Below are 20,281 nucleotides of genomic sequence, written 5' to 3'. Positions count from 1 at the left end.
CTAGGCCTCGGCCCGGCGCGGCAGCCACAGCAGCATCAGCACCGCGCCCGCCAGCAGGACGCCCGAGCCGGTGCGGAACGCCAGCGCGTACCCGGCCGTGAGCGCCTCGGGGCCCGTTCCGCCCGCCGTCCGGGACGCGGCGACCGTCGACAGGACGGCCAGGCCCAGGGCGCCGCCCATGGTGCGGGAGGTGTTGACCAGGCCCGAGACGAGGCCCGCGTCACCGGGGGCGGCGCCCGAGGTGGCGAGGGAGGCGAGCGGGGTGATGGTCAGGCCGATGCCCAGCATCATCAGGACGCCGGGGCCGAGGATCGTCGTCGCGTACGTACCGTGCGCGCCCATCAGGGACTGCCAGCCGAATCCGGTGGCGGCGATCAGCGTGCCGATCACCGCGAGGTTGCGCGCCCCGGTGGTCACCATCAGCTTCGGCGCCAGCTTGGAGCCGACGATGACGCTGACCGAGCTGGGCACGAGCGCGAGACCGGCCGCCAGTGGCGTGTAGCCGAGCACGTTCTGGGCGTACACGGTCATGAAGAACCACATGGCGAACGAGGCCGAGCCGTTCACCAGCATCGCCACGTTGGCCGCCGACACGGCCCTGGACCGGAACACCTTCAGCGGCATGAGCGGGGCGTCCGCCCGGGCCTCCACCGCCACGAACGCCACCAGCAGCGCCGCCCCGCCCAGCAGCGGCAGCAGCGTCGCCGCGTCGCCCCAGCCGGCCTGCTCGGTCTGGACGATGCCGTACGCGACCGCCGCCAGGCCGGCGGTGACCAGCACGGCCCCGGGCAGGTCGAGCCGCCGGCCGCCGTCCGTCCGGCTCTCGCGGATCCACAGCGCGGCGCCGACGAGCACCAGCACGCCGACCGGAACGTTGATCAGCAGCACCCAGCGCCAGGAGAGCAGGTCGGTCAGGACGCCGCCGACCAGGCCGCCCGCCGCGCCGCCGCCCGCGCCCACCGCCGACCAGGTGCCGATCGCCCGCGTCCGCGCGCGCCCCGGCGGCACGGCGGCGGTCACGATGGTGAGCGTGGCGGGCGCGAGGACCGCCGCGCCGAGCCCCTGCACGGCGCGGGCGGCGAGCAGTTGCCAGCCCTCCACGGCGAGCCCGCCGGCCACGGACGCGGCGGTGAACAGCCCGAGCCCGACCAGGAACATCCGCTTGCGCCCGAAGAGGTCGGCGGCCCGCCCGCCGAGCAGCATGAACCCGGCGAAGGCGATCGCGTACGCGTTGAGCACCCACTGGAGCCCGGCCGCCGACAGTCCGAGGTCGGCCCGCATCGACGGGAGCGCCACGTTCACGACGGACACGTCGAGGACGACCAGGAACTGACCGGCGCAGGCGGCGAGGAGCACCGCCCAGGTACGGGCGGCGAGGCGAGTGGGGCCGGTGGGGCCGGTGGTTATGGGGAGTTGGGCGGCGGTCTCGGTACGCGGCTCGGACATGACTGTCATGGTCGCAGGTGCGGTGCGGTCCGTACATCCGGATATGGACGTACGTCGGAAGTCCCGGGCGCGCCGCGCCGCCTACGATGTGACCGCCCAGTAGCAACGTCCCACCAGGAGGAACCCATGGCCGTGCCCGCCGCGCCCGCACCCGCGCCGGAGACGCTCGCCGCCTTCGAGGCCGCCAAGGGGTTCATGCCCGTACGCGAGGGCCTGGCGCTCCACGCGGCGGCCACCGAGGCCGGGCGGCTCGGGCTGCCGCTGCTGGAGGTCGGCACGTACTGCGGGCGCTCCACGATCCTGCTCGCCGACGCGGCGCGGGCGGCCGGCACGGTGGCCGTCACCGTCGACCACCACCGGGGCAGCGAGGAGCAGCAGCCCGGCTGGGAGTACCACGACCCGACAGTGGTGGACCCGGAGGTGGGGCTGATGGACACGCTGCCCACCTTCCGCCGCACCCTGCACGGCGCGGGTCTGGAGGAGCACGTCGTCGCGGTCGTCGGCCGCTCGCCGCAGGTCGCGCGGGTGTGGGCGGGCGAGGTCGGCCTGGTCTTCATCGACGGCGGCCACACCGACGAGCACGCCACCGCCGACTACGAGGGCTGGGCACCGCGCGTGGCCGACGGCGGGCTGCTGGTCATCCACGACGTCTTCCCCGACCCGGCCGACGGCGGCCAGGCCCCGTACCGCGTCTACCTGCGGGCCCTGGAGTCCGGCGCCTTCACCGAGGTGTCGGTGACGGACTCACTGCGCGTCCTGCGCCGCACGGGCCCGGGCATCTGACGGCGCCGCCGTACGGACCGCGTCGTCCGGGGCCCGACGAGGGGAAAGCGGGCGTGGCTCGGGGTGAGCCGGGCCGTGCCGTGGGGCGGCAGCGCATAGCATCGGCCCGTGCACGACGACGACAGCCCCGCCACCCCCCGCCGCACGAAGCTCATGGTCACGCTCGCCGCCACGGCGTCGCTGGTCGCCGCGGCGGCCGGCTGGCTGGTGTGGGACACGAACGGCGGCGCGGCCGGCCCGGCGCCCCGGGCGCTGGGTCCCGGGCCGGTGACTCCCGGCCCGGCGCGGAGCACGCCGACCCCCGCCGCCCCGCTCTCGCTCGCCGGCAAGACGGTCGTGATCGACCCGGGTCACAATCCGGGAAACTTCGATCACCCCCGGGAGATCAACCGGCTCGTGGACATCGGAACGAACCGCAAGGAATGCGACACCACCGGTACCTCCACGAACTCCGGTTACACGGAGGCCGAATTCACCCTGGATGTTTCACACCGTCTTCGCACGCTGCTCCAGCGGCAGGGCGCCACGGTGACCCTCACCCAGGACGCCGACCGGCCCTTCGGGCCGTGCATCGACGAGCGCGCCCGCATCGGGAACGCCGCGGAGGCCGACGCCGTGGTCTCGCTCCACGCGGACGGCTCGGGCACCGGGAACCGGGGCTTCCACGTGATTCTTCCCGCCCTGGTCAAGGACGGCGCGGCCGACACGACCCGGATCGTGGCGCCGTCGCGCGCCCTCGGGCAGCGCGTCGCCCGGGAGTTCGCGCTGGCGACCGGAAGCGCTCCGGCCAACTACGTGGGCGGAGGTACTGGTTTGGACGTACGCAAGGATCTCGGCGGACTGAATCTCTCAACCGTGCCCAAAGTCTTCATCGAATGCGGCAATATGCGTGACCCGAAGGACGCCGCATTGCTGACAGACGCGGCATGGCGACAGAAAGCGGCCCAGGGAATCGCGGCCGGCGTGAGCACCTACCTGCGGGGCTAGGCCCGGCGGACGGTAGCCTGCCGGGGGCCCGGGGTCGCCCCGGGCCGGTACCGCATCCGTACCATGGGGCCGGCCACCCCCGTGCTTCGCGCCACCCCGACGAGACGAACCGACGAAGGACTCTTACACGTGAACATCCGCTCCCTCACTCGAGGCGATGGCGTGGTGATCGGAGCAGCGGTGGTGCTGTTCATCGCCTCGTTCCTCGACCTCACCAGTTTCGACTGCCCCAGTGGGGTCGACTGCTCGGACTTCGACAGCCGCAACGCCTGGGACGGCCTCGGCCTCCTGATGAGCATGTTCCTCTCCGGTGTCATCGGGGCCGCGCTGATCGTGGTCGGGCGCGCGATGCCCGGCCGCAAGGTCGCGGGGATCGACCTCGGCCAGTTCGGTGTGGCCTTCAGCATCTTCTCGCTGTGGACGGCGTTCTGGACCATCATCGACATGGACGCCGACGCCGGCGCGGGCATGATCCTGGGCCTGCTGGCGACCATCGCGCTCGCCGCGGCCGCGATCGCCTCCCCGCTCGTTCCGGCGCTCAAGGCGCCGCTCGTGGGCGCGCCGCGGCCGCAGGCGCCGCAGCCGTACGGCGGCCAGCCGCCGGCCGGTTACGGCTACCCCGGCGCCCAGCAGCCGCCGTACGGCGGTCAGCCGGAGGGTGGTTACGGCTACCCGGGCGCCACGCAGGGCGGCCAGCCGGGCCAGTCGCAGCCGTCGCAGGCCGGCCAGCCGGCCCCGCAGGGCCAGCCCGGTCCGGCGCAGCAGCCCGCGCCCGCCGCGGCCTCGGACTTCTCGCCGTTCTGGTTCGCCGTCCCGGTGGCCCGTCCGCTGTACGCGGAGGACGGCTCGCCGACGCCGATCGCGGAACTGGCGCCGGGCACCTGGTACCTGGCGGTCGAGCAGCGCGGCCAGGGCCTGGTGGCCCAGACGCAGGACGGCCGCCGTGGCGTGCTCCAGGACACGACGGGCATCCAGCGCGGGTGACCCGGCCACGGTCACGGTGCGGCCCCTCGCCCTTCCGGGCGGGGGGCCGTTCCCGTACAGTCGGGCCCCGGAACTGACGTACCGTCAGAGAAGAGGCGGCATGCGGCTCGGACTGGCACTCGGCTACTGGGGGCGCGGCCCGCACCCCGGCCACCTCGACCTGGCCCGCGAGGCCGAGCGCCTCGGCTACGACTCCGTCTGGACCGCCGAGGCGTGGGGCTCCGACGCGTTCACCCCGCTCACCTGGATCGCGGCGCACACCAGCCGCATCCGGCTCGGCACGGCGATCGCGCAGATGGCCGCGCGGACGCCGACGGCCACCGCCATGCACGCGCTCACCCTCGACCACCTCTCGGGCGGCCGGATGATGCTCGGGCTCGGCCTGTCGGGGCCGCAGGTCGTCGAGGGCTGGTACGGGCGCCCCTTCCCCGCCTCGCCGCTCACCGCGACCCGCGAGTACGTGGACGTCGTCCGCCAGGTCCTGCGCCGCGAGCGGCCGGTGACGCTCGACGGGCGCTTCCACACCCACCCGTACGCCGGCGAGGACGGCACCGGCCTCGGCAAGCCCCTCAAGCCGATCACCCACCCCCTCCGCCCGGACCTGCCCGTGCTGCTGGGCGCCGAGGGCCCGCGGAACATCGCCCAGACGACGAGGATCGCCGACGGCTGGCTGCCGCTGTACTGGTCGCCGCTGCGCCCCGACGTGTACGGCGTGAAGGACCTGCCCGCCGGCTTCATGGTGGCGCCCATGGCCCGCGCCCAGGTGTGCGACGACGTCGCCGGGGGACTGCTCCCGGTCAAGGCGATGCTCGGCTTCTACATCGGCGGCATGGGCCACACCACCCGTAACTTCCACGCCGACCTAATGGCGAGGATGGGCTACGAGGCCGAGGCCCGCCGCGTCCAGGAGCTGTTCGCCCAGGGGCGCCGCGACGAGGCGGTGCTGGCCGTCCCGGACGCCTTCGCCGACGAGATCTCACTGATCGGCCCCCGCGCCCGGATCGCCGAGCGCCTGGCGCTGTGGCGCGAGGGCCCGGTGACGGACCTTCTGGTGACGGCACCGGACCCGGCGACCCTGCGGGTACTCGCGGACCTCAACGCCTAGCGTTTGACGGGGCGGTGAGCGGCAACCCGTCGAGCATGTCTCCCCGTCATCGGAACGGAAGCGCGCAGGCGGCGACCGCGGTCGCGGTGGTCGCCGATGTCATGGCCGCGATCATCGGCCTGTGGATCCTGATGTACCTGTTCGACGCCAACCGGGCCAACGACCTGGTCCAGTTCGTCCAGGAAGCGGCCCGCTGGCTGGCCGGCTGGTCGCACGACCTGTTCACTTTCGACGCGGCGTGGCTGCGGGTCGTGGCCGGCTACGGCCTGGCCGCGATCGTCTACCTCTTCCTCGGCCACGCCCTCGCCGGCCGCCTGCGCCGGTACTGATCGGTCGGCGACACCTTGCCGGCCGGCGTCCGAGCCCGGGGGCTCGGGGCGCCGGCCGGCGGTTTCGTGGGTCAGCGGGCGGTGCCCCAGGTGTGGGCCACGTCCACGACGAGGCGGTCGGGGAGCTGGAGGACCCGGAACGGCAGCCGGGCGCGGACGCCGAGGCCGATCTGGGTGTCACCCTCGAAGCTGCCCGCGAACCGGGCGTCCTTGAAGGTGCGGTACCCGGTGAGGTTCACACCGGGCAGCGGCTTGCCCACCTTTCCCTGGTAGGTGGCCTTGCCCGTATCGGTGTCGTAGCTGGGAGCGGCCACGCGCACTTCCAGTACGGCTCCGCCGGCCACCGGTATGTGGTTCCCGGAGCCGTCCTGGTAGAGCCGGGACACGTATCCGACGCGGTAGCCGATCTTGCTGCTGCCGACGCCGGGGACGTGGAAGACCATGCGGTCGAAGCAGTCGTGGCGGCCCGTCCTGATGTCCACCAGGGAGGCGGTCGCGGCGCTGGTACCGGTCTTCAGGGTGCTGCCCCAGCCGGTGGGGCACACCGCGGTCGTCTGCGTGGGCGCTGCGGGGGCGGCCGCCTCGGCCGGCACCGTCAGCATCCCGAGTCCGGCGCCCGTGAGCAGGAGCGTCACCAGTGCCGTGGCGCGTCGTTTCATCGTTTTCCCCCTGACGCTGGGTTCCTTGTTGTGTTGTGTGTGACGACCGGGACAGCCGAATGGTTGCGGACGAATCGCCCGGAAGCCGTCCCGATCGGTGAACTCGGGTACCCCGTCAGAAGGCTGGCGAATCCGGGCACCGGTGGGTCAAGCGTCTCACCGGCAGCAGTCCGGCGCCAGGCCCTGCGGCAGCCGGTCCCCGCCGAAGACCGCCGTGGTCGCCTCGTCGCCCCCCAGGGCGGCCACCGCCAGCAGCAGGGAGCCCGCCGTCCAGGTGGTGAGCTCCTCCGGCCACACGGCACGGTTGCCCTCGAAGACGTACCCCGTCCAGTACATGCCGCCCGGGGCGCGCAGGTGGCCGATGGACTGGAGGATCTCCAGCGCCCGGTCGGACTCGCCCATGGCCCAGAGGGTCAGGGCCAGTTCGCAGCTCTCGCCGCCGGTGACCCAGGGGTTCGGCAGCACGCAGCGCACGCCGAGGCCGGGGACCACGAAGTCGTCCCAGGCGCCCTCGATGCGCTCCTTGGCCGCCGCGCCGGTCACGGCGCCGCCGAGGACCGGGTAGTACCAGTCCATCGAGTACCGGTTCTTGTCGAGGAACCGCTCCGGGTGGTGGCGGATGGCGTGGGCCAGCGCGCCGACCGCCAGCTCCCAGTCGGGCTGGGGCTCCTCGCGCTCCTCGGCGATCGCCAGGGCGCAGCGCAGCGCCTGGTGGATCGACGACGAGCCGGTGAGCAGCGCGTCGGTGACGGGCGTGCCGTCGGGCTCGCGCTTCCAGCCGATCTGGCCGCCCGGCTGCTGGAGCCGCAGCACGAATTCGACGGCCGCGTAGACGACGGGCCACATCCGGTCGAGGAAGGTGTCGTCGCCGGTGGCGAGGTAGTGGTGCCAGACGCCGACCGCCACGTAGGCGCAGAAGTTGGTCTCCCGGCCCCGGTCGGTGACCTGGGTGTGGTCGCCGTCGTGGTAGGCGGCGTACCAGGAGCCGTCCTCGTTCTGGTGGCGGGCGAGCCACTCGTAGGCGCGGGCGGCCGCGTCGTGCTCGCCGGCCGTGTCCAGGGCCATGGCCGCCTCGGTGTGGTCCCACGGGTCGAGGTGGTGGCCCCGGAACCACGGTATGGCGCCGTCCTCGCGCTGCACGGCGAGGATGCCGGCGACGGTCTCGGCGGCCTGCTCGGCGGTGAGGACGCCGGGCAGGACGAGGTGCTCGGTGCGCTCCGGGGAGGTCACTTGGCGGCGTCCACCGGCAGGTGCGGCTTGGTCGCGTACGCCACGAAGCTCTTGCCCATGATCGGGTTGAGGGCCTGCTCGGCGAGACGGGTGGCCAGGGGCTTCTTCATGATGTCCCAGACCAGCAGCTTGTGGTACGCGCGCACCGGCAGCGCCTTGTCGTTGTCGACGCCGAACGCGCACTTGAGCCACCAGTACGGCGAGTGCAGCGCGTGCGCGTGGTGGGTGCCGTACGGCTTGAGCCCGGCCTCGCGGATCTTGGCGAGGAGTTCGTCGGCCTTGTAGATGCGGATGTGGCCGCCCTCGACCTCGTGGTACGCGTCGGAGAGCGCCCAGCAGACCTTCTCGGGGCCGTAGCGGGGGACGGTGACGGCGATACGGCCGCCGGGCTTGAGCACCCGGACCATCTCGGCGAGGACGCCCTTGTCGTCGGGGATGTGCTCCATCACCTCGGAGATGATCACGACGTCGAACGACTCGTCGGGGAAGGGCAGGTTGAGGGCGTCGCCCTCCATGGCGGTGGCGCTGGCCCCGGCGGGCGCCTCACCGGCCTCCTTCATGGCGGCGAACCACTTGGCGACCTCGCGGATCTCCTCGCCGTTCTGGTCGAGGGCGACGACCTGGGCTCCGCGCCGGTAGCACTCGAAGGCGTGCCGCCCGGCACCGCAGCCCAGGTCGAGGACGCGGTCGCCGGGGGCGAGCGGGAAGCGGGTGAAGTCGACGGTCAGCACGAGGGCGGCCTGCTTTCACGGTCCGGGGTGGTGTGTGCGGTGGGGGAGGTCATCGGCGTGCTCCGCGCGTGCCCGCGCCGCGCGCGGCGATCGCCTCGCGGTACAGCTCCGCCGTGCCCTGGGCCGCGCGGGCCCAGGTGAACCGGTCCAGCACCCGGGCGCGGCCCGCCGCACCGAGCCGGGTGCGCAGCCCGGCGTCGCCGAGCAGCCGGCCGAGCGCCGCCGCGAGGGCACCCGCGTCGCCGGGCGGGACGGCCAGGCAGGTCTCGCCGTCCGGGCCGGCGACCTCGGGGATGGCGCCGCCCGTGGTGGCGACCAGGGGCGTCCCGGTGGCCATCGCCTCGGCGGCGGGCAGCGAGAACCCCTCGTACAGCGAGGGCACGCACGCCACTTGGGCGCCCCGGTAGAGGTCCACCAGCTCGGCGTCGGTGATGCCCTTGACGAACCGGACGGCGCCGTCGAGCCCGTACCGCTCGATCGCCTGGGCGACCGGTCCGTCCTCGGCGCGCTTGCCGACGACGACGAGGTGCGCGTCCGGGTTCTCGGTACGCAGCTTGGCGAGCGCCTCGACGAGGTGGACGAGGCCCTTGAGCGGGACGTCCGCGCTGGAGGTGGTGACGATCCGCCCGGGGACCTCGGGCACGGCCGGGTCGGGCGACCACAGGTCGGTGTCGGCGCCGATGTGGACGACGCGGATGCGGTCCTGGCGTACGCCGAGGTGCTCGACGATCTCGTCCTTCGACGAGCCGGAGACGGTCAGCACGGAGGGCAGGCGGCGGGCGACGCGCTTCTGCATGCGCGTGAAGGCGTACCAGCGGCGGACGGAGGCGCGGCGCTTCCAGTCGGCGGCGGCGTCCAGTTCGAGCTGCCGGTCCACCGTGATGGGGTGGTGGATGGTGGTGACGAGCGGGGCGCCGATGGCGCGGGGGCCACCGAGGAGGCCGTAGCCGAGGGTCTGGTTGTCGTGGACGACGTCGAAGTCGCCGCGCCGGGCGGCCAGGTGGCGGCGGGCGCGCAGCGAGAAGGTGAGCGGTTCGGGGAAGCCGCCGGTCCACATGGTGGCGACTTCGAGGGCGTCGATCCAGTCCCGATACTCGTCGCGCCCCGGCGTGCGGAAGGGGTCGGGCTGCCGGTACAGGTCGAGGCTGGCGAGCTCGGTCAGCGGCACGCCCTCGTCGAGTACGGGGTAGGGCTGGGAGCCGATCACCTCGACGCGGTGGCCGAGGCGGGCGAGTTCGCGTGACAGGTGGCGCACGTAGACGCCCTGGCCGCCGCAGAACGGGTTCCCCTTGTACGTGAGGAGCGCGATGCGCAGGGGGGCGTCGTCGCCCCCGGTGACACCGCCGCGGGGGCCTGCGTCTATGGCCTCAGCGGTCACTCGCGGCCCCCTTCTTGCCTGCGTTTCGCCGGAGCGTAACCGGTCGCGCTAATCTAGAACAAGTTTCAGACTTGATGGTTCAAGGAGCTCCGAATCTACCGGCAGGTAGCGCCGCTGTGAGGGCCGGAACAGGTGATTCACGCCACGGCGGACGCCCGCCATACTGTCGGGCACCACCAGCACGGAACGGGACACATGACAGCGGAAGACAGACCGGCGTCGCCGCCGCTCACCGAGCGCCAGGAGGCGCGCCGCCGCCGGATCCTCCACGCCAGCGCGCAGTTGGCCGGCCGGGGCGGTTTCGACGCGGTCCAGATGCGCGAGGTCGCGGAGGCCGCGGGGGTCGCGCTGGGCACGCTGTACCGATACTTCCCGTCCAAGATCCACCTGCTGGTCGCCACCATGCAGGACCAGCTCGACCACATGCACACGACGCTGCGCAAGCGGCCGCCGGCCGGGGAGTCGGCCTCGGAGCGGGTGGCCGAGACGCTGATGCGCGCCTTCAGGGCGCTCCAGCGCGAGCCGCACCTCGCGGACGCGATGGTGCGGGCGCTGACGTTCGCGGACCGCAGCGTGAGCCCGGAGGTGGACACCGTCTCCCGGCAGACGACGGCGATCATCCTGGACGCGATGGGTCTGGAGCGCCCGACGCCCCAGCAGCTCTCCGCGGTGCGGGTGATCGAGCACACCTGGCACTCGGCGCTGATCACCTGGCTCTCGGGCCGGGCCTCGATCGCCCAGGTCAAGATCGACATCGAGACGGTCTGCCGCCTCATCGACCTCACGGCCCCCGACTCCCCGGGCCCCGGCCCGTCCGGAACCACCGCCACGCCGGTCTGACGCGCGGTGCCCCCTGGGGCGGTGCCTGTTCCCGGTGCCCCGGGTGCGGGCCCGGTGGGGCGGGCGGCCATCCCCGGTGGGTGGGGGGCGGGGCCCCTCCGGGCTCGCCTCCTCGAGGCCGGCGGCCTTGGGTTACGGGCTTGGGAGCCCACCCTTCGCCGCAAACCTCTGCGGGGGCGACCCTGCACGGCCCCGCCCGGGCCGCAGGGCGGGCGGGGCGCTACTGCTTGGTCTTGCTCTTCTGGAGGTCCTCCTGGAAGAGCTTCTCGCACACCGGCCCGTTGTCCGTGGCGATGAAGGAGACCATCAGGAAGCCGCCCTGCCCGTGGTGGCTGGCCTTCAGGGTCCAGCCCGCCTTGTCCAGGGACTTGATGACCGAGCCCTTCTGGTCGACGTTCTGGGATTCCTGCCAGCCGCCCTTGGCGAGGGCCGCGACCGTGTCGTCGTAGGACTTCCTGGAGTCGGTGACCTTCTTGTCGTCGGCCTGCCAGGAGACCATGCACGGCTTGAGGGGCGCCGGGATGTCGTCGGAGGAGGGCTCCTCGGTGAAGCCCGCCGCCGTCGCCGCCGCCGAGATCTCCTTGGTCACCGCGGCGGCGTCCAGGCTGCCGCCCGTGTCCGCCTCGGCACCCGCGCCCGCCGGGGCCGAGGAGCCGGACGAGGGCGCGGCGACGCCCGTGCCCTTGTCCGAACCGCCGCCGCAGCCGGCGACCAGCAGCACCACACCGGCGGCCGCGGCCGCCCTCCCCCAAGCTCCCATCGCCTTGCGCACGAATCTCCCAATCCTGTGTGCACGCGGGCCCCGTGCCCCCGTGATCAAGGAAGCAGTTTCGCACGCGAGTACGCGCCGGGCCGTGCAGCGACCCGCGCCCGCTCACTCCTCGTCGGGCGGGAACACCGGCTCGCCGCCGTCCGCCAGGGTGATCGCGATGGCCTCCACCGGGCAGCCCTCCGCCGCCGCGAGGACGCGCTCGTCGGCGTCCGTCTCGGCGGCCGTCGGGCGCGACTGCCGTGCCGCGTCCAGGGCGAAGCCGTCCGGGGCGTGGTTCACGCACATGCCGGAGCCGATGCACACGCCCCGGTCGACCTCCACGTGCCAGCGGTCGCCCATCACGGCACCTCGTGGCCGGCCGGGAGGTGGATCATCTTGTACTCCAGGTACGCGTCGTAGCCCTCCGGCCCGAACTCCCGCCCCAGCCCCGAGTTCTTGTAGCCGCCGAACGGGCCCAGCATGTCCAGGCTGAAGGTGTTGACGTTGAAGGTGCCCGTGCGCACCCGGCGGGCGAAGTCGACGCCCCGGTCGACGTCGGCGGTCCACACGCTGCCGCTGAGGCCGTAGTCGGAGTCGTTCGCGATCGCCAGCGCCTCGGCCTCGTCCTCGTACGGCAGCAGGCAGATGACGGGGCCGAAGATCTCCTCTCGGGCGACCCGCATCCGGTTGTCGACGTCCCCGAAGAGGGTCGGCTCCACGTACCAGCCGCGCTCCAGGCCGGCCGGGCGGCCGCCGCCCGCGAGGACCTTGGCGCCCTCCTCCTGGCCGATGCGGATGTAGTCGAGGGACCGCTCCCGCTGGCGGCGGGCGACCAGCGGGCCGACCTGGGTCGCCGGGTCGAGCGGGTCGCCGACCACCAGGGCGCCGGCCGCCGCCGCGAACGCCTCGGCGAACTCGTCGTAGCGGGAGCGCGGCGCGAGGATGCGGGTCTGGGCCACGCACGCCTGGCCGTTGTTCATCCAGGCGGCGGGGGCGATCTGGGCGACGGCCGTCTCCAGGTCGGCGTCCGGCAGCACGACGGCGGCGGACTTGCCGCCCAGTTCGAGGGTGACGCGCGTGAGGTTGCGGGAGGCGACCTCCATGACGCGCTTGCCGGCCGCCACCGAGCCGGTGAAGGACACCTTGTCGACGCCCGGGTGACCGACCAGGTACTCGCTGACCTCCCGGTCGGCGGGCAGGATCGACAGCACGCCCTCCGGCAGCCCGGCCTCCGCGGCGATGCCGGCCAGGATGTACGCGTCGAGCGGCGACTCCGGCGACGGCTTGAGCACCACCGTGCACCCGGCCAGCAGCGCCGGGCCCAGCTTCGCGGCGGCCGTGAACTGCGGGACGTTCCACGGCACCACCGCCGCGACCACCCCGACCGGCTCGCGCCGCACCATGATCGGCCCGAGGACCCCCGCCCGCTGCACTTCGTAGGGGTGGTCGCGCGCGACCGTGATCGCCGCGTCCCACACCATCATGGCGCCGAGCGCCTGTGCGAGGACGCTCCAGGAGTACGGGGAGCCGTTCTGCGCGCTGACCGTCCGGGCGATCTCCTCGTGCCGTACGGCGATCGCGTCCTTGATGCGGGTGACGACGGCGATCCGCTCGTCCAGGGACATCCGCGGCCAGGGCCCCTCGTCGAAGGCCCGGCGGGCCGCCGCGACCGCGCGGTCGACGTCCGCCTCGGAGGCGTGCGGCACCCGGCCGATGACCTGCTCGGTGTGCGGCGAGATCACCTCGATGACGCCATCGCCCAGGGGATCGGTCAACTCCCCGCCGATGAACAGCTTTCCGTGCTCGACCAGCTCGGTCATGGCGGCGCCTCCCGCGCAATCTGACGGTGTTTCAGAACTGATACCAGTTCTCGTTATACTGGGCAATGGCCGTACTGCCGTGGGGAGATGAGGTCTCATGCCACCAGCACCGCAGGTGTACGACCACGGCGGCGGCGTATGGAGCATCGCCGTCACCATCCCGGACAACCCCCTCGGCCACACCCTGGTCCACGTCGTCGACACCGGCCGGGGCCCCGTCCTCGTGGACACCGGCTGGGACGACCCGGGCTCGTGGGCCGAGCTGTGCGGCGGGCTCACCGCGCTCGGCACCTCCGTCCACGACGTCCACGGCGTGCTGGTCACCCACCACCACCCCGACCACCACGGCCTGTCCGGCCGCGTCCGCGAGGCGTCCGGCGCCTGGATCGCCATGCACGCCGCCGACATCGCCGTCGTACGCCGCACCCGCGACGCCGAGCCGGGAGCCTGGCGTACCTACCTGGTGGCGAAGCTGGAGGCCGCGGGCGCCCCCGAGGCGCACACGGCGCCCTTGCGGGCGGCCCGCATCGGCGACCTGCCCCTGCCGCGGCCCGTCCTGCCCGATCGGGAGATCGCGCCCGGCGAGCTGCTCGACCTCCCGGGGCGCCGGCTGCGGGCCGTCTGGACGCCCGGCCACACGCCCGGCCACGTCTGCCTGCACCTGGAGGAGGCCCATCCCGCGAACCTGGCCGGACACGGCCGCCTCTTCTCCGGCGACCACCTGCTGCCCGGCATCAGCCCGCACATCGGGCTGTACGAGGACCCCGAGGAAAACACTGTGACCGATCCCCTCGGCGACTACCTCGGCTCGCTGGAGCGGGTGGGCCGCCTGGGCGCCGCCGAGGTCCTCCCCGCCCACCAGCACGCCTTCACCGGCGCCGCCGAGCGGGTGACGGAGCTGCTCGCCCACCACGAGGAGCGGCTCACCGGCCTGCTCGCGCTCCTGACCACCCCGCTCACCCCCTGGCAGCTCGCCGAGCGCATGGAGTGGAACCGCCCCTGGGCGCGGATCCCGTACGGCTCGCGCACCATCGCCGTCTCCGAGGCGGAGGCCCATCTGCGGCGCCTGGTGAAACTGGGGCGCGCCGAGCCGGTGCCGGGCAGCGACCCCGTGGCGTACCTGGCCGTATGACCGCCGGTAGCCCGCCGGTAGAGTGAGCGGGTCGTCATCATGCCCGTACGGGGGGAAGCCGGTGCGAATCCGGCGCTGACCCGCAACCGTGTACCGCCGTCCCACGGCGGTGAGCCGGATTGCCCCGCACGAGTACGTGTTCGGCTCGCGTCACCGGGACGGACCGCCCGGTGACCGGCACCGTCGAGGAATACGGAGCCGGAGCCTGGTGCCCCCGCGTGCCGGTGTCCGGTTCCCGCAGGAGAGGCCACCCCAGCCATGACCACCGTTCGCGTCCGCCACGGCGTCGCAGCGCTCGCCGCCACCGCCGTGCTGCTGTCCGGCGGTTCCCCGGCCGCCCACGCGGCGCCGTCGCCGGCCCCCTCCCCCACGATCCCGGCCGGCCTGTATGGCACGAAGGACCCGACGTACGACGGGGTGTGGCGGCAGTCGCTCGCCTTCATGGCCCAGCAGGTGGCCGGCGTGGAGCCGAACCGGACGGCCGTGGACTGGCTGCTGAAGCAGCAGTGCGACAGCGGCGGCTTCGCCTCCTACCGCCCCGACCCCGCCACGACCTGCACCCCGGCGACGCCGCTGGACACCAACGCCACCGCCGTCGCCGTGCAGGCGCTGTCCGGTGTCGACAAGCCCGAGCCAGCCGAGCCGGGGACCGACCCGGTCAGCAAGGCCATGGGCGCGGGCGCGGCCTGGCTGAAGGGCGTCCAGAACAAGGACGGCGGCTGGGGCTACAACCCCGGCGCGCCCAGCGACGCCAACTCCACCTCGATCGTCGTCAGCGCGCTCGCCGCGACCGGCCACCGGCCCGGTGAAATCCGGTCGAGCGGCGGGAAGACGCCGTACGACGCCCTGCTCGGCCTCGCGATCCCGTGCGACGCCAAGACGGGCGGGGGCGCGTTCGCCTACCAGCCCGACCCGAAGACCGGCGCGCTCGTCGCGAACGGTGACGCCACCGCCGCCGCCGTGCTGGCCGGGCTCGGCAAGGACCTCCAGACCCGGGGCGCCAAGCCGGAGCAGAAGCCGACCTGCGAGACCCCCGCCGCGCCGTCGGCCGAGCGCGCCGCCCGCAACGGCGCCGCCTACCTGGCCGGCGCCCTGGCCAAGAGCGGCCACCTCGATCTGCCGCCCATGCCGGGCGCCGCCACCACCGCGCCCCAGCCCGACTTCGGCAACACCGCCGACGCCGTCATAGCCCTCGGCGCGGCGGGCCACATCGACGGGGCGGCGCCCGCCGTGGCCTGGCTGGAGAAGAACTCCGCCGCCTGGGCCGAGGAGAGCGGCCCCGCCGCCTGGGCGCAGTTGATCCTCGCCGCCCACACCGTGGGCGCCGACGTCCGTGACTTCGGCGGCGTGGACCTCCTGCGGAAGCTGAACGCGACCGGTCCGGCGCCGGAGTCGGTTCCCGCGGAGAAGAAGGAGAAGGAGAAGAAGGCCGAGGAGGAGGAGCCGGGCTTCAACGTCTGGCTGGCCGTCGCCATCTTCCTGATCGCCGGCATGGGCATCGGGTTCCTGCTCAGCGGCCGTGGCCGTAAGGGGAAGCGGTGACCCGCGCCGGGTTCCTCGGCCCGCTGCTCGCGGCCTGTGCGCTGCTGCTCGGCTTCGCCGCGCCCGCCGAGGCGGCCGGTTACCGCTACTGGTCGTTCTGGGAGGGCAGGGGCGGCGACTGGACGTACGCCACGCAGGGCCCGGCCACCGCCCGGCCCGCCGACGGCGACGTCAACGGCTACCGGTTCGCCGTGAGCGCCGACTCGGCGGACGCCCAGCGGCCGCGCCGTGCGCCCGACTTCGCCGCGGTCTGCGGGACGACGCCCGCCAAGGAGGGCACCAAGCGGGTCGGGGTCGTCATCGACTTCGGTACGGCGGCAGACGCGCCCGAGGGCTCCGGGCAGCCGCCCGCGCCCCGTGTGGCGTGCGCGCGGGTGCCTGACGGCGCGACGAGCGCGGAGGCGCTGGCGGCGGTCGCGAAGCCGCTGCGGTACAGCAACCAGGCGCTGCTGTGCGCGATCGCGGGGTATCCGAGGACGGGGTGCGGGGAGCAGGTGTCCTCCACCCCCGGCGGGCCGAGCCCGTCCGGGTCGGCGTCCCCGTCGCCGGAGCCCCGCCCCGTCATGGACCTCGAACCCGGCCCCTCCGTCGGGCTCGTCGCCGGTGTGGCCGCGGTCGCCGTCCTGGGCGCCGCCACCGGGTGGCAGGTCCGCCGCCGGCGCCGATGAGCCTGCGCGCGCCCGAGGCGAACCGCTCCAACGCCCTGCACGCGGGCGCGTGGTGGCTGTGGGCCCTGGGCCTGGCCGTCGCCGCGTCCCGCACGACGAACCCGCTGCTGCTGGGCCTGCTGGTGGGCGTGGCCGGGTACGTGGTGGCGGCCCGCCGTACCGACGCGCCGTGGGCCCGCTCGTACGGGGCGTTCGTGAAGCTGGGGCTGGCGGTCCTCGTCGTGCGGCTGGGCTTCTCCGTCGTCCTGGGCTCGCCCATCCCCGGTACGCACGTGCTGGTCACGCTGCCCGAGGTGCCGCTGCCCGACTGGGCGCGGGGGGTGCGGATCGGCGGCCGGGTGACGGCCGAGCAGCTCCTGTTCGCGCTGTACGACGGGGCCAGGCTGGCCACGCTGCTGATCTGTGTGGGCGCCGCGAACGCGCTCGCGAACCCGGCGCGGCTGCTGAAGTCGCTGCCGGGCGCGCTGTACGAGGTGGGGGTCGCCGTGGTCGTCGCGATGACGTTCGCGCCGAACATGGTGGCCGACGTGATGCGGCTGCGGACGGCGCGGCGGTTGCGCGGACGGCCGGCCGGCGGGGCGAAGGCGGTGCTCCAGGTGGGGCTGCCGGTACTGGAGGGCGCGCTGGAGCGGTCGGTGGCGGTCGCCGCGTCGATGGACGCGCGCGGCTACGGGCGGACGGCGCCGGTGCCGCGCGGGGTGCGGCACGCCACGACGGTCCTGACGCTGGGCGGGCTGCTCGCGGTGTGCGTCGGCGCGTACGGCCTGCTGGCGGCCTCGGGGGAGGCGTACGCCGTGCCGTCCGCCGGGGCGGGGGTGGTGATGGTGCTGGCGGGGCTGCGGCTGGGCGGCCGCCGTTCGCTGCGCACCCGCTACCGGCCCGACCGGTGGGGCGCGCGGGCCTGGCTGGTGGCCGGGTCGGGGGCGGTGGCCGCGGCCCTGGTGGTCGCCTCCGACTCGGCGGCGCTGCACCCCGGTGTCGTCCCGCTCGCCGCGCCGGAGCTGCCGGTGTGGCCGGCGCTGTCCGTCCTGGTGGGCCTGCTGCCCGCGTTCGTGGCACCGGTGCCGGGACCGCCGGCACCGGTCCCGGCCTCGTCGCCGACCTCGTTTCCGAAGGAGTCCGTGTGATCCGGTTCGAGAACGTGACGGTGACGTACGCCGACGCCGCCGCGCCCGCGCTGGACGGTGTCGACCTGACCGTCCCGGAGGGCGAGCTGGTGCTGCTGGTGGGCCCTTCCGGGGTGGGCAAGTCGACGCTGCTGAACGCGGTGTCGGGCCTGGTCCCGCACTTCACGGGCGGCACCCTGCGCGGCCGGGTGACGGTCGACGGCCGTGACACCCGCACCCACAAGCCGCGTGAGCTGGCGGACGTCGTGGGCACCGTGGGCCAGGACCCGCTCGCGCACTTCGTCACCGACACGGTGGAGGACGAGCTGGCGTACGGCATGGAGTCGCTGGGCCTGGCGCCGTCGGTGATGCGGCGCCGGGTGGAGGAGACCCTGGACCTGCTGGGCCTGGCGCCGCTGCGGGACCGCCCGATCGCCACGCTGTCGGGCGGCCAGCAGCAGCGGGTCGCGATCGGTTCCGTGCTGACCCCGCACCCGAAGGTCCTGGTGCTGGACGAGCCGACGTCGGCGCTGGACCCGGCGGCGGCGGAGGAGGTCCTCGCGGTCCTCCAGCGCCTGGTCCACGACCTGGGCACCACGGTCCTGATGGCCGAGCACCGTCTGGAACGGGTGGTCCAGTACGCCGACCGGGTCGCCCTGCTGTCCGCCCCCGGCGCCCCCGTGGTCCTCGGCCCGCCCGCCGACGTGATGGCCGTCTCGCCGGTCCACCCCCCGGTCGTCGCCCTCGGCCGCCTGGCGGGCTGGGACCCGCTCCCCCTGTCGGTCCGCGACGCCCGTCGCCGGGCGGGCGACCTGCGCGACCGGCTGGAGGGCCGCGCCCCGGCGCCCGGCCGCTGCGAAACACCCCCTGCCCGTGGCGGCGCCCCGGCGGCGCCGTCGCGCGTGCGGGGAGCGCTGGGCCGTCTGCTGCGCGGCGGGGCGGCCGCCCCGGCCGGGGACGCCGGACCCGTCGCCCAGGCCCGTGGCCTCGCGGTGCGGCGCGGCCGGGTCGAGGCGTTGCGGGGCGTCGGGCTGGACGTGCGCGCCGGGGAGACCGTGGCGCTCATGGGGCGCAACGGCGCCGGCAAGTCGACGCTGCTCGGGGCGCTGGTGGGGATGGCCGAGCCGGCGGGCGGCAGTGTCCTCGTGGGCGGCCGGGTTCCGCACCGTACGCCGCCGCGCGAGCTGATCCGGCACGTGGGGCTCGTCCCGCAGGAGCCGCGCGACCTGCTGTACGCCGACACCGTGGCCGCCGAGTGCGCGGCCGCCGACGCGGACGCGGGCGCCGAGCCGGGTGCCTGCCGGGCCCTGGTGTCGGAGCTGCTGCCGGGCGTGGCCGACGGCACCCATCCCCGGGACCTGTCCGAGGGGCAGCGGCTCGCCCTGGCCCTCGCCGTGGTGCTGACCGCCCGGCCCCCGCTGCTGCTGCTCGACGAGCCGACCCGGGGGCTGGACTACGCGGCGAAGGCCCGGCTGGCCGGGGTGCTCAAGGGACTGGCCGCCGACGGGCACGCGATCGTCATGGCGACCCATGACGTGGAGCTGGCCGCCGAGCTGGCGCACCGCGTGATCGTCCTGGCGGAGGGGGAGGTCGTCGCGGACGGGCCGACCCATGAGGTCGTCGTCTCCTCCCCCGCGTTCGCCCCGCAGGTGGCGAAGGTCCTCGCGCCGCAGCCGTGGCTGACCGTCTCGCAGGTGGAGGCGGCCCTGTGAGCGGCCGGAGCCCGGTGAGCGCCCCGGTGCGGCCCGGGAACGCCCGTCCGGTGCGGCTCGGGCCGCGCTCGGTCGCCGCCCTCGTACTGATCAGCGCCATCGGGGTGGTCGCCTTCGGGTGGCCGCTGCTCGCGGACGGCACGTCCGCACTGGCGGGCCGTTCCCAGGACGCGCCCTGGCTGCTGGCGGTGCTCCTGCCGCTGCTGGTGGCCGTGGTGGTGGCGACGATCGCCGACTGCGGCATGGACGCCAAGGCGGTGGCGATGCTGGGCGTGCTGGCGGCGGTGGGCGCGGCGCTGCGCCCGCTGGGCGCGGGTACGGCGGGCCTGGAGCCGATGTTCTTCCTGATGGTGCTGAGCGGCCGGGTCCTGGGGCCCGGGTTCGGTTTCGTACTGGGAGCGGTGACGATGTTCGCGTCGGCGCTGCTGACCGGCGGGGTGGGTCCGTGGATGCCGTTCCAGATGCTGTCGATGGGCTGGTTCACGATGGGCGCCGGGCTGCTGCCGGGTGCGGCCCGGCTGCGGGGCCGGGGCGAGGTGCTGATGCTGGCGCTGTACGGGGCGGTGGCGGCGTTCGCGTACGGGACGGTCATGAACCTCCAGGGCTGGGTGACCCTCCAGGGCATGGGCAGCGGGATCTCGTTCCAGCCGGGTGACCCGGTGCACGAGAACCTGGTCCGGTTCCTGGCGTACTGCGCGGCGACGTCGCTCGGCTGGGACCTGGGACGGGCGGTGCTCACCGTGGTGCTGACGCTGACCATCGGATCGACGGTTCTGAAGGCGCTCCGCCGTGCGACTCGGCGGGCCGCGTTCGAGGCGCAGGTCACATTCGAAGGCACCGAAAAGGCCTGAAAGGGCCCTGTGGGGGTGAGGCGCCCCACAGGACGTAGGTCACATACGAGGGGAGATAGTGGCCCGGAACGGGGATCCGTCGGTCCCACGTCTGCCCGTGGCGACGTGCACTGATCGGCCGGGGCACCCGTGAGGACCCCCGCCCCCGAGTCCGGCTCCGCCTAGTAACAGGGGTCCTTGCAGCGGCGGAACCGCCCTGTTTCTCTGGTGATGTCGCCGGGCGCGGT

At 74.2% G+C, this 20,281-nt stretch carries 20 protein-coding genes; 12 read left to right on the top strand and 8 right to left on the bottom strand.

Going from position 1 to position 20,281, the window contains the following annotated elements; translation table 11 throughout:
- The gene (locus ACZ46W_RS12390) at nt 1-1,455 is read right to left on the bottom strand and encodes an MFS transporter (protein WP_468335505.1); all 1,455 of its coding nucleotides are present in this window, start codon (nt 1,453-1,455) and stop codon (nt 1-3) included.
- Nucleotides 1,456-1,572: 117 nt separating this feature from the next.
- Between ACZ46W_RS12390 and ACZ46W_RS12385 the strand changes: the two genes are divergently transcribed.
- The 5 genes from ACZ46W_RS12385 to ACZ46W_RS12365 all read left to right on the top strand — a co-directional run bounded on the left by ACZ46W_RS12385 (nt 1,573) and on the right by ACZ46W_RS12365 (nt 5,634).
- A complete protein-coding gene (locus ACZ46W_RS12385; protein ID WP_468335503.1) occupies nt 1,573-2,229 on the top strand; it encodes a class I SAM-dependent methyltransferase in 657 nt (218 codons plus the stop codon).
- A 153-nt stretch (nt 2,230-2,382) separates the two neighbouring features.
- Entirely contained in the window at nt 2,383-3,216 is an 834-nt protein-coding gene (locus ACZ46W_RS12380) for an N-acetylmuramoyl-L-alanine amidase (RefSeq protein ID WP_468336963.1), read from the top strand.
- A gap of 129 nt (nt 3,217-3,345) precedes the next feature.
- Nucleotides 3,346-4,200 (top strand): hypothetical protein, encoded by an 855-nt coding sequence (locus tag ACZ46W_RS12375; RefSeq protein ID WP_468335500.1) that lies wholly within the window; start codon nt 3,346-3,348, stop codon nt 4,198-4,200.
- 100 nt (nt 4,201-4,300) lie between these two features.
- Nucleotides 4,301-5,305, top strand: coding sequence for an LLM class F420-dependent oxidoreductase (locus ACZ46W_RS12370; protein ID WP_468335497.1), 1,005 nt, complete (start codon nt 4,301-4,303; stop codon nt 5,303-5,305).
- A gap of 35 nt (nt 5,306-5,340) precedes the next feature.
- The gene (locus tag ACZ46W_RS12365) at nt 5,341-5,634 is read left to right on the top strand and encodes a hypothetical protein (RefSeq protein WP_468335494.1); all 294 of its coding nucleotides are present in this window, start codon (nt 5,341-5,343) and stop codon (nt 5,632-5,634) included.
- 71 nt (nt 5,635-5,705) lie between these two features.
- Here ACZ46W_RS12365 and ACZ46W_RS12360 read toward each other — a convergent pair whose 3' ends face one another.
- From ACZ46W_RS12360 to ACZ46W_RS12345, 4 genes are all read right to left on the bottom strand, one after another.
- A complete protein-coding gene (locus ACZ46W_RS12360) occupies nt 5,706-6,293 on the bottom strand; it encodes an AMIN-like domain-containing (lipo)protein (protein WP_468335491.1) in 588 nt (195 codons plus the stop codon).
- Nucleotides 6,294-6,449: 156 nt separating this feature from the next.
- Nucleotides 6,450-7,523: a prenyltransferase/squalene oxidase repeat-containing protein gene (locus tag ACZ46W_RS12355; RefSeq protein ID WP_468335488.1), complete on the bottom strand. Its 1,074-nt coding sequence runs from the start codon at nt 7,521-7,523 to the stop codon at nt 6,450-6,452.
- Nucleotides 7,520-8,254, bottom strand: coding sequence for a class I SAM-dependent methyltransferase (locus ACZ46W_RS12350; protein ID WP_366129324.1), 735 nt, complete (start codon nt 8,252-8,254; stop codon nt 7,520-7,522). The genes ACZ46W_RS12355 and ACZ46W_RS12350 overlap by 4 nt, the downstream gene beginning before the upstream one ends.
- Before the next feature lie 49 nt (nt 8,255-8,303).
- Complete coding sequence (locus tag ACZ46W_RS12345; protein ID WP_468335483.1) at nt 8,304-9,632, bottom strand: glycosyltransferase family 4 protein; 1,329 nt, start codon at nt 9,630-9,632, stop codon at nt 8,304-8,306.
- Between the two features lie 195 nt (nt 9,633-9,827).
- Between ACZ46W_RS12345 and ACZ46W_RS12340 the strand changes: the two genes are divergently transcribed.
- Entirely contained in the window at nt 9,828-10,472 is a 645-nt protein-coding gene (locus ACZ46W_RS12340) for a TetR family transcriptional regulator (RefSeq protein WP_468335480.1), read from the top strand.
- A 220-nt stretch (nt 10,473-10,692) separates the two neighbouring features.
- Here the strand turns inward: ACZ46W_RS12340 and ACZ46W_RS12335 are convergent, their stop codons facing one another.
- The 3 genes from ACZ46W_RS12335 to ACZ46W_RS12325 all read right to left on the bottom strand — a co-directional run bounded on the left by ACZ46W_RS12335 (nt 10,693) and on the right by ACZ46W_RS12325 (nt 13,043).
- On the bottom strand, nt 10,693-11,244 hold the full coding sequence (locus ACZ46W_RS12335; protein ID WP_468335477.1) for a hypothetical protein: 552 nt from the start codon (nt 11,242-11,244) through the stop codon (nt 10,693-10,695).
- Nucleotides 11,245-11,346: 102 nt separating this feature from the next.
- The gene (locus ACZ46W_RS12330; RefSeq protein WP_468335474.1) at nt 11,347-11,583 is read right to left on the bottom strand and encodes a ferredoxin; all 237 of its coding nucleotides are present in this window, start codon (nt 11,581-11,583) and stop codon (nt 11,347-11,349) included.
- Entirely contained in the window at nt 11,583-13,043 is a 1,461-nt protein-coding gene (locus ACZ46W_RS12325; protein ID WP_468335471.1) for an aldehyde dehydrogenase, read from the bottom strand. The genes ACZ46W_RS12330 and ACZ46W_RS12325 overlap by 1 nt, the downstream gene beginning before the upstream one ends.
- Before the next feature lie 97 nt (nt 13,044-13,140).
- Between ACZ46W_RS12325 and ACZ46W_RS12320 the strand changes: the two genes are divergently transcribed.
- The 6 genes from ACZ46W_RS12320 to ACZ46W_RS12295 all read left to right on the top strand — a co-directional run bounded on the left by ACZ46W_RS12320 (nt 13,141) and on the right by ACZ46W_RS12295 (nt 20,054).
- Nucleotides 13,141-14,175 (top strand): MBL fold metallo-hydrolase, encoded by a 1,035-nt coding sequence (locus tag ACZ46W_RS12320; protein WP_468335467.1) that lies wholly within the window; start codon nt 13,141-13,143, stop codon nt 14,173-14,175.
- Nucleotides 14,176-14,433: 258 nt separating this feature from the next.
- Nucleotides 14,434-15,717, top strand: coding sequence for a prenyltransferase/squalene oxidase repeat-containing protein (locus ACZ46W_RS12315; protein ID WP_468335464.1), 1,284 nt, complete (start codon nt 14,434-14,436; stop codon nt 15,715-15,717).
- Nucleotides 15,714-16,385, top strand: coding sequence for an SCO2322 family protein (locus ACZ46W_RS12310; protein WP_468335461.1), 672 nt, complete (start codon nt 15,714-15,716; stop codon nt 16,383-16,385). Before ACZ46W_RS12315 ends, ACZ46W_RS12310 begins: the two co-directional genes overlap by 4 nt.
- Complete coding sequence (locus tag ACZ46W_RS12305; RefSeq protein WP_468335458.1) at nt 16,382-17,512, top strand: energy-coupling factor transporter transmembrane component T; 1,131 nt, start codon at nt 16,382-16,384, stop codon at nt 17,510-17,512. Before ACZ46W_RS12310 ends, ACZ46W_RS12305 begins: the two co-directional genes overlap by 4 nt.
- A complete protein-coding gene (locus ACZ46W_RS12300) occupies nt 17,509-19,203 on the top strand; it encodes an ABC transporter ATP-binding protein (RefSeq protein WP_468335455.1) in 1,695 nt (564 codons plus the stop codon). The genes ACZ46W_RS12305 and ACZ46W_RS12300 overlap by 4 nt, the downstream gene beginning before the upstream one ends.
- Nucleotides 19,200-20,054 (top strand): ECF transporter S component, encoded by an 855-nt coding sequence (locus ACZ46W_RS12295; protein ID WP_468335452.1) that lies wholly within the window; start codon nt 19,200-19,202, stop codon nt 20,052-20,054. Before ACZ46W_RS12300 ends, ACZ46W_RS12295 begins: the two co-directional genes overlap by 4 nt.
- Nucleotides 20,055-20,281 lie beyond the last annotated feature (227 nt).

This window comes from Streptomyces sp. NPDC031064 (assembly GCF_055570965.1).
Note: the sequence above shows the minus strand (reverse complement) of the source record. Positions and strands in the feature narration are given on the sequence as shown.

Coding starts and splice junctions, on each gene's coding strand:
- ACZ46W_RS12365 (WP_468335494.1), top strand. CDS start 5,341: ATGTCTCCCCGTCATCGGAACGGAAGCGCGCAGGCGGCGACCGCGGTC.
- ACZ46W_RS12380 (WP_468336963.1), top strand. CDS start 2,383: ATGGTCACGCTCGCCGCCACGGCGTCGCTGGTCGCCGCGGCGGCCGGC.
- ACZ46W_RS12390 (WP_468335505.1), bottom strand. CDS start 1,455: ATGACAGTCATGTCCGAGCCGCGTACCGAGACCGCCGCCCAACTCCCC.
- ACZ46W_RS12370 (WP_468335497.1), top strand. CDS start 4,301: ATGCGGCTCGGACTGGCACTCGGCTACTGGGGGCGCGGCCCGCACCCC.
- ACZ46W_RS12320 (WP_468335467.1), top strand. CDS start 13,141: ATGCCACCAGCACCGCAGGTGTACGACCACGGCGGCGGCGTATGGAGC.
- ACZ46W_RS12305 (WP_468335458.1), top strand. CDS start 16,382: ATGAGCCTGCGCGCGCCCGAGGCGAACCGCTCCAACGCCCTGCACGCG.
- ACZ46W_RS12385 (WP_468335503.1), top strand. CDS start 1,573: ATGGCCGTGCCCGCCGCGCCCGCACCCGCGCCGGAGACGCTCGCCGCC.
- ACZ46W_RS12360 (WP_468335491.1), bottom strand. CDS start 6,293: ATGAAACGACGCGCCACGGCACTGGTGACGCTCCTGCTCACGGGCGCC.
- ACZ46W_RS12340 (WP_468335480.1), top strand. CDS start 9,828: ATGACAGCGGAAGACAGACCGGCGTCGCCGCCGCTCACCGAGCGCCAG.
- ACZ46W_RS12330 (WP_468335474.1), bottom strand. CDS start 11,583: ATGGGCGACCGCTGGCACGTGGAGGTCGACCGGGGCGTGTGCATCGGC.
- ACZ46W_RS12315 (WP_468335464.1), top strand. CDS start 14,434: ATGACCACCGTTCGCGTCCGCCACGGCGTCGCAGCGCTCGCCGCCACC.
- ACZ46W_RS12325 (WP_468335471.1), bottom strand. CDS start 13,043: ATGACCGAGCTGGTCGAGCACGGAAAGCTGTTCATCGGCGGGGAGTTG.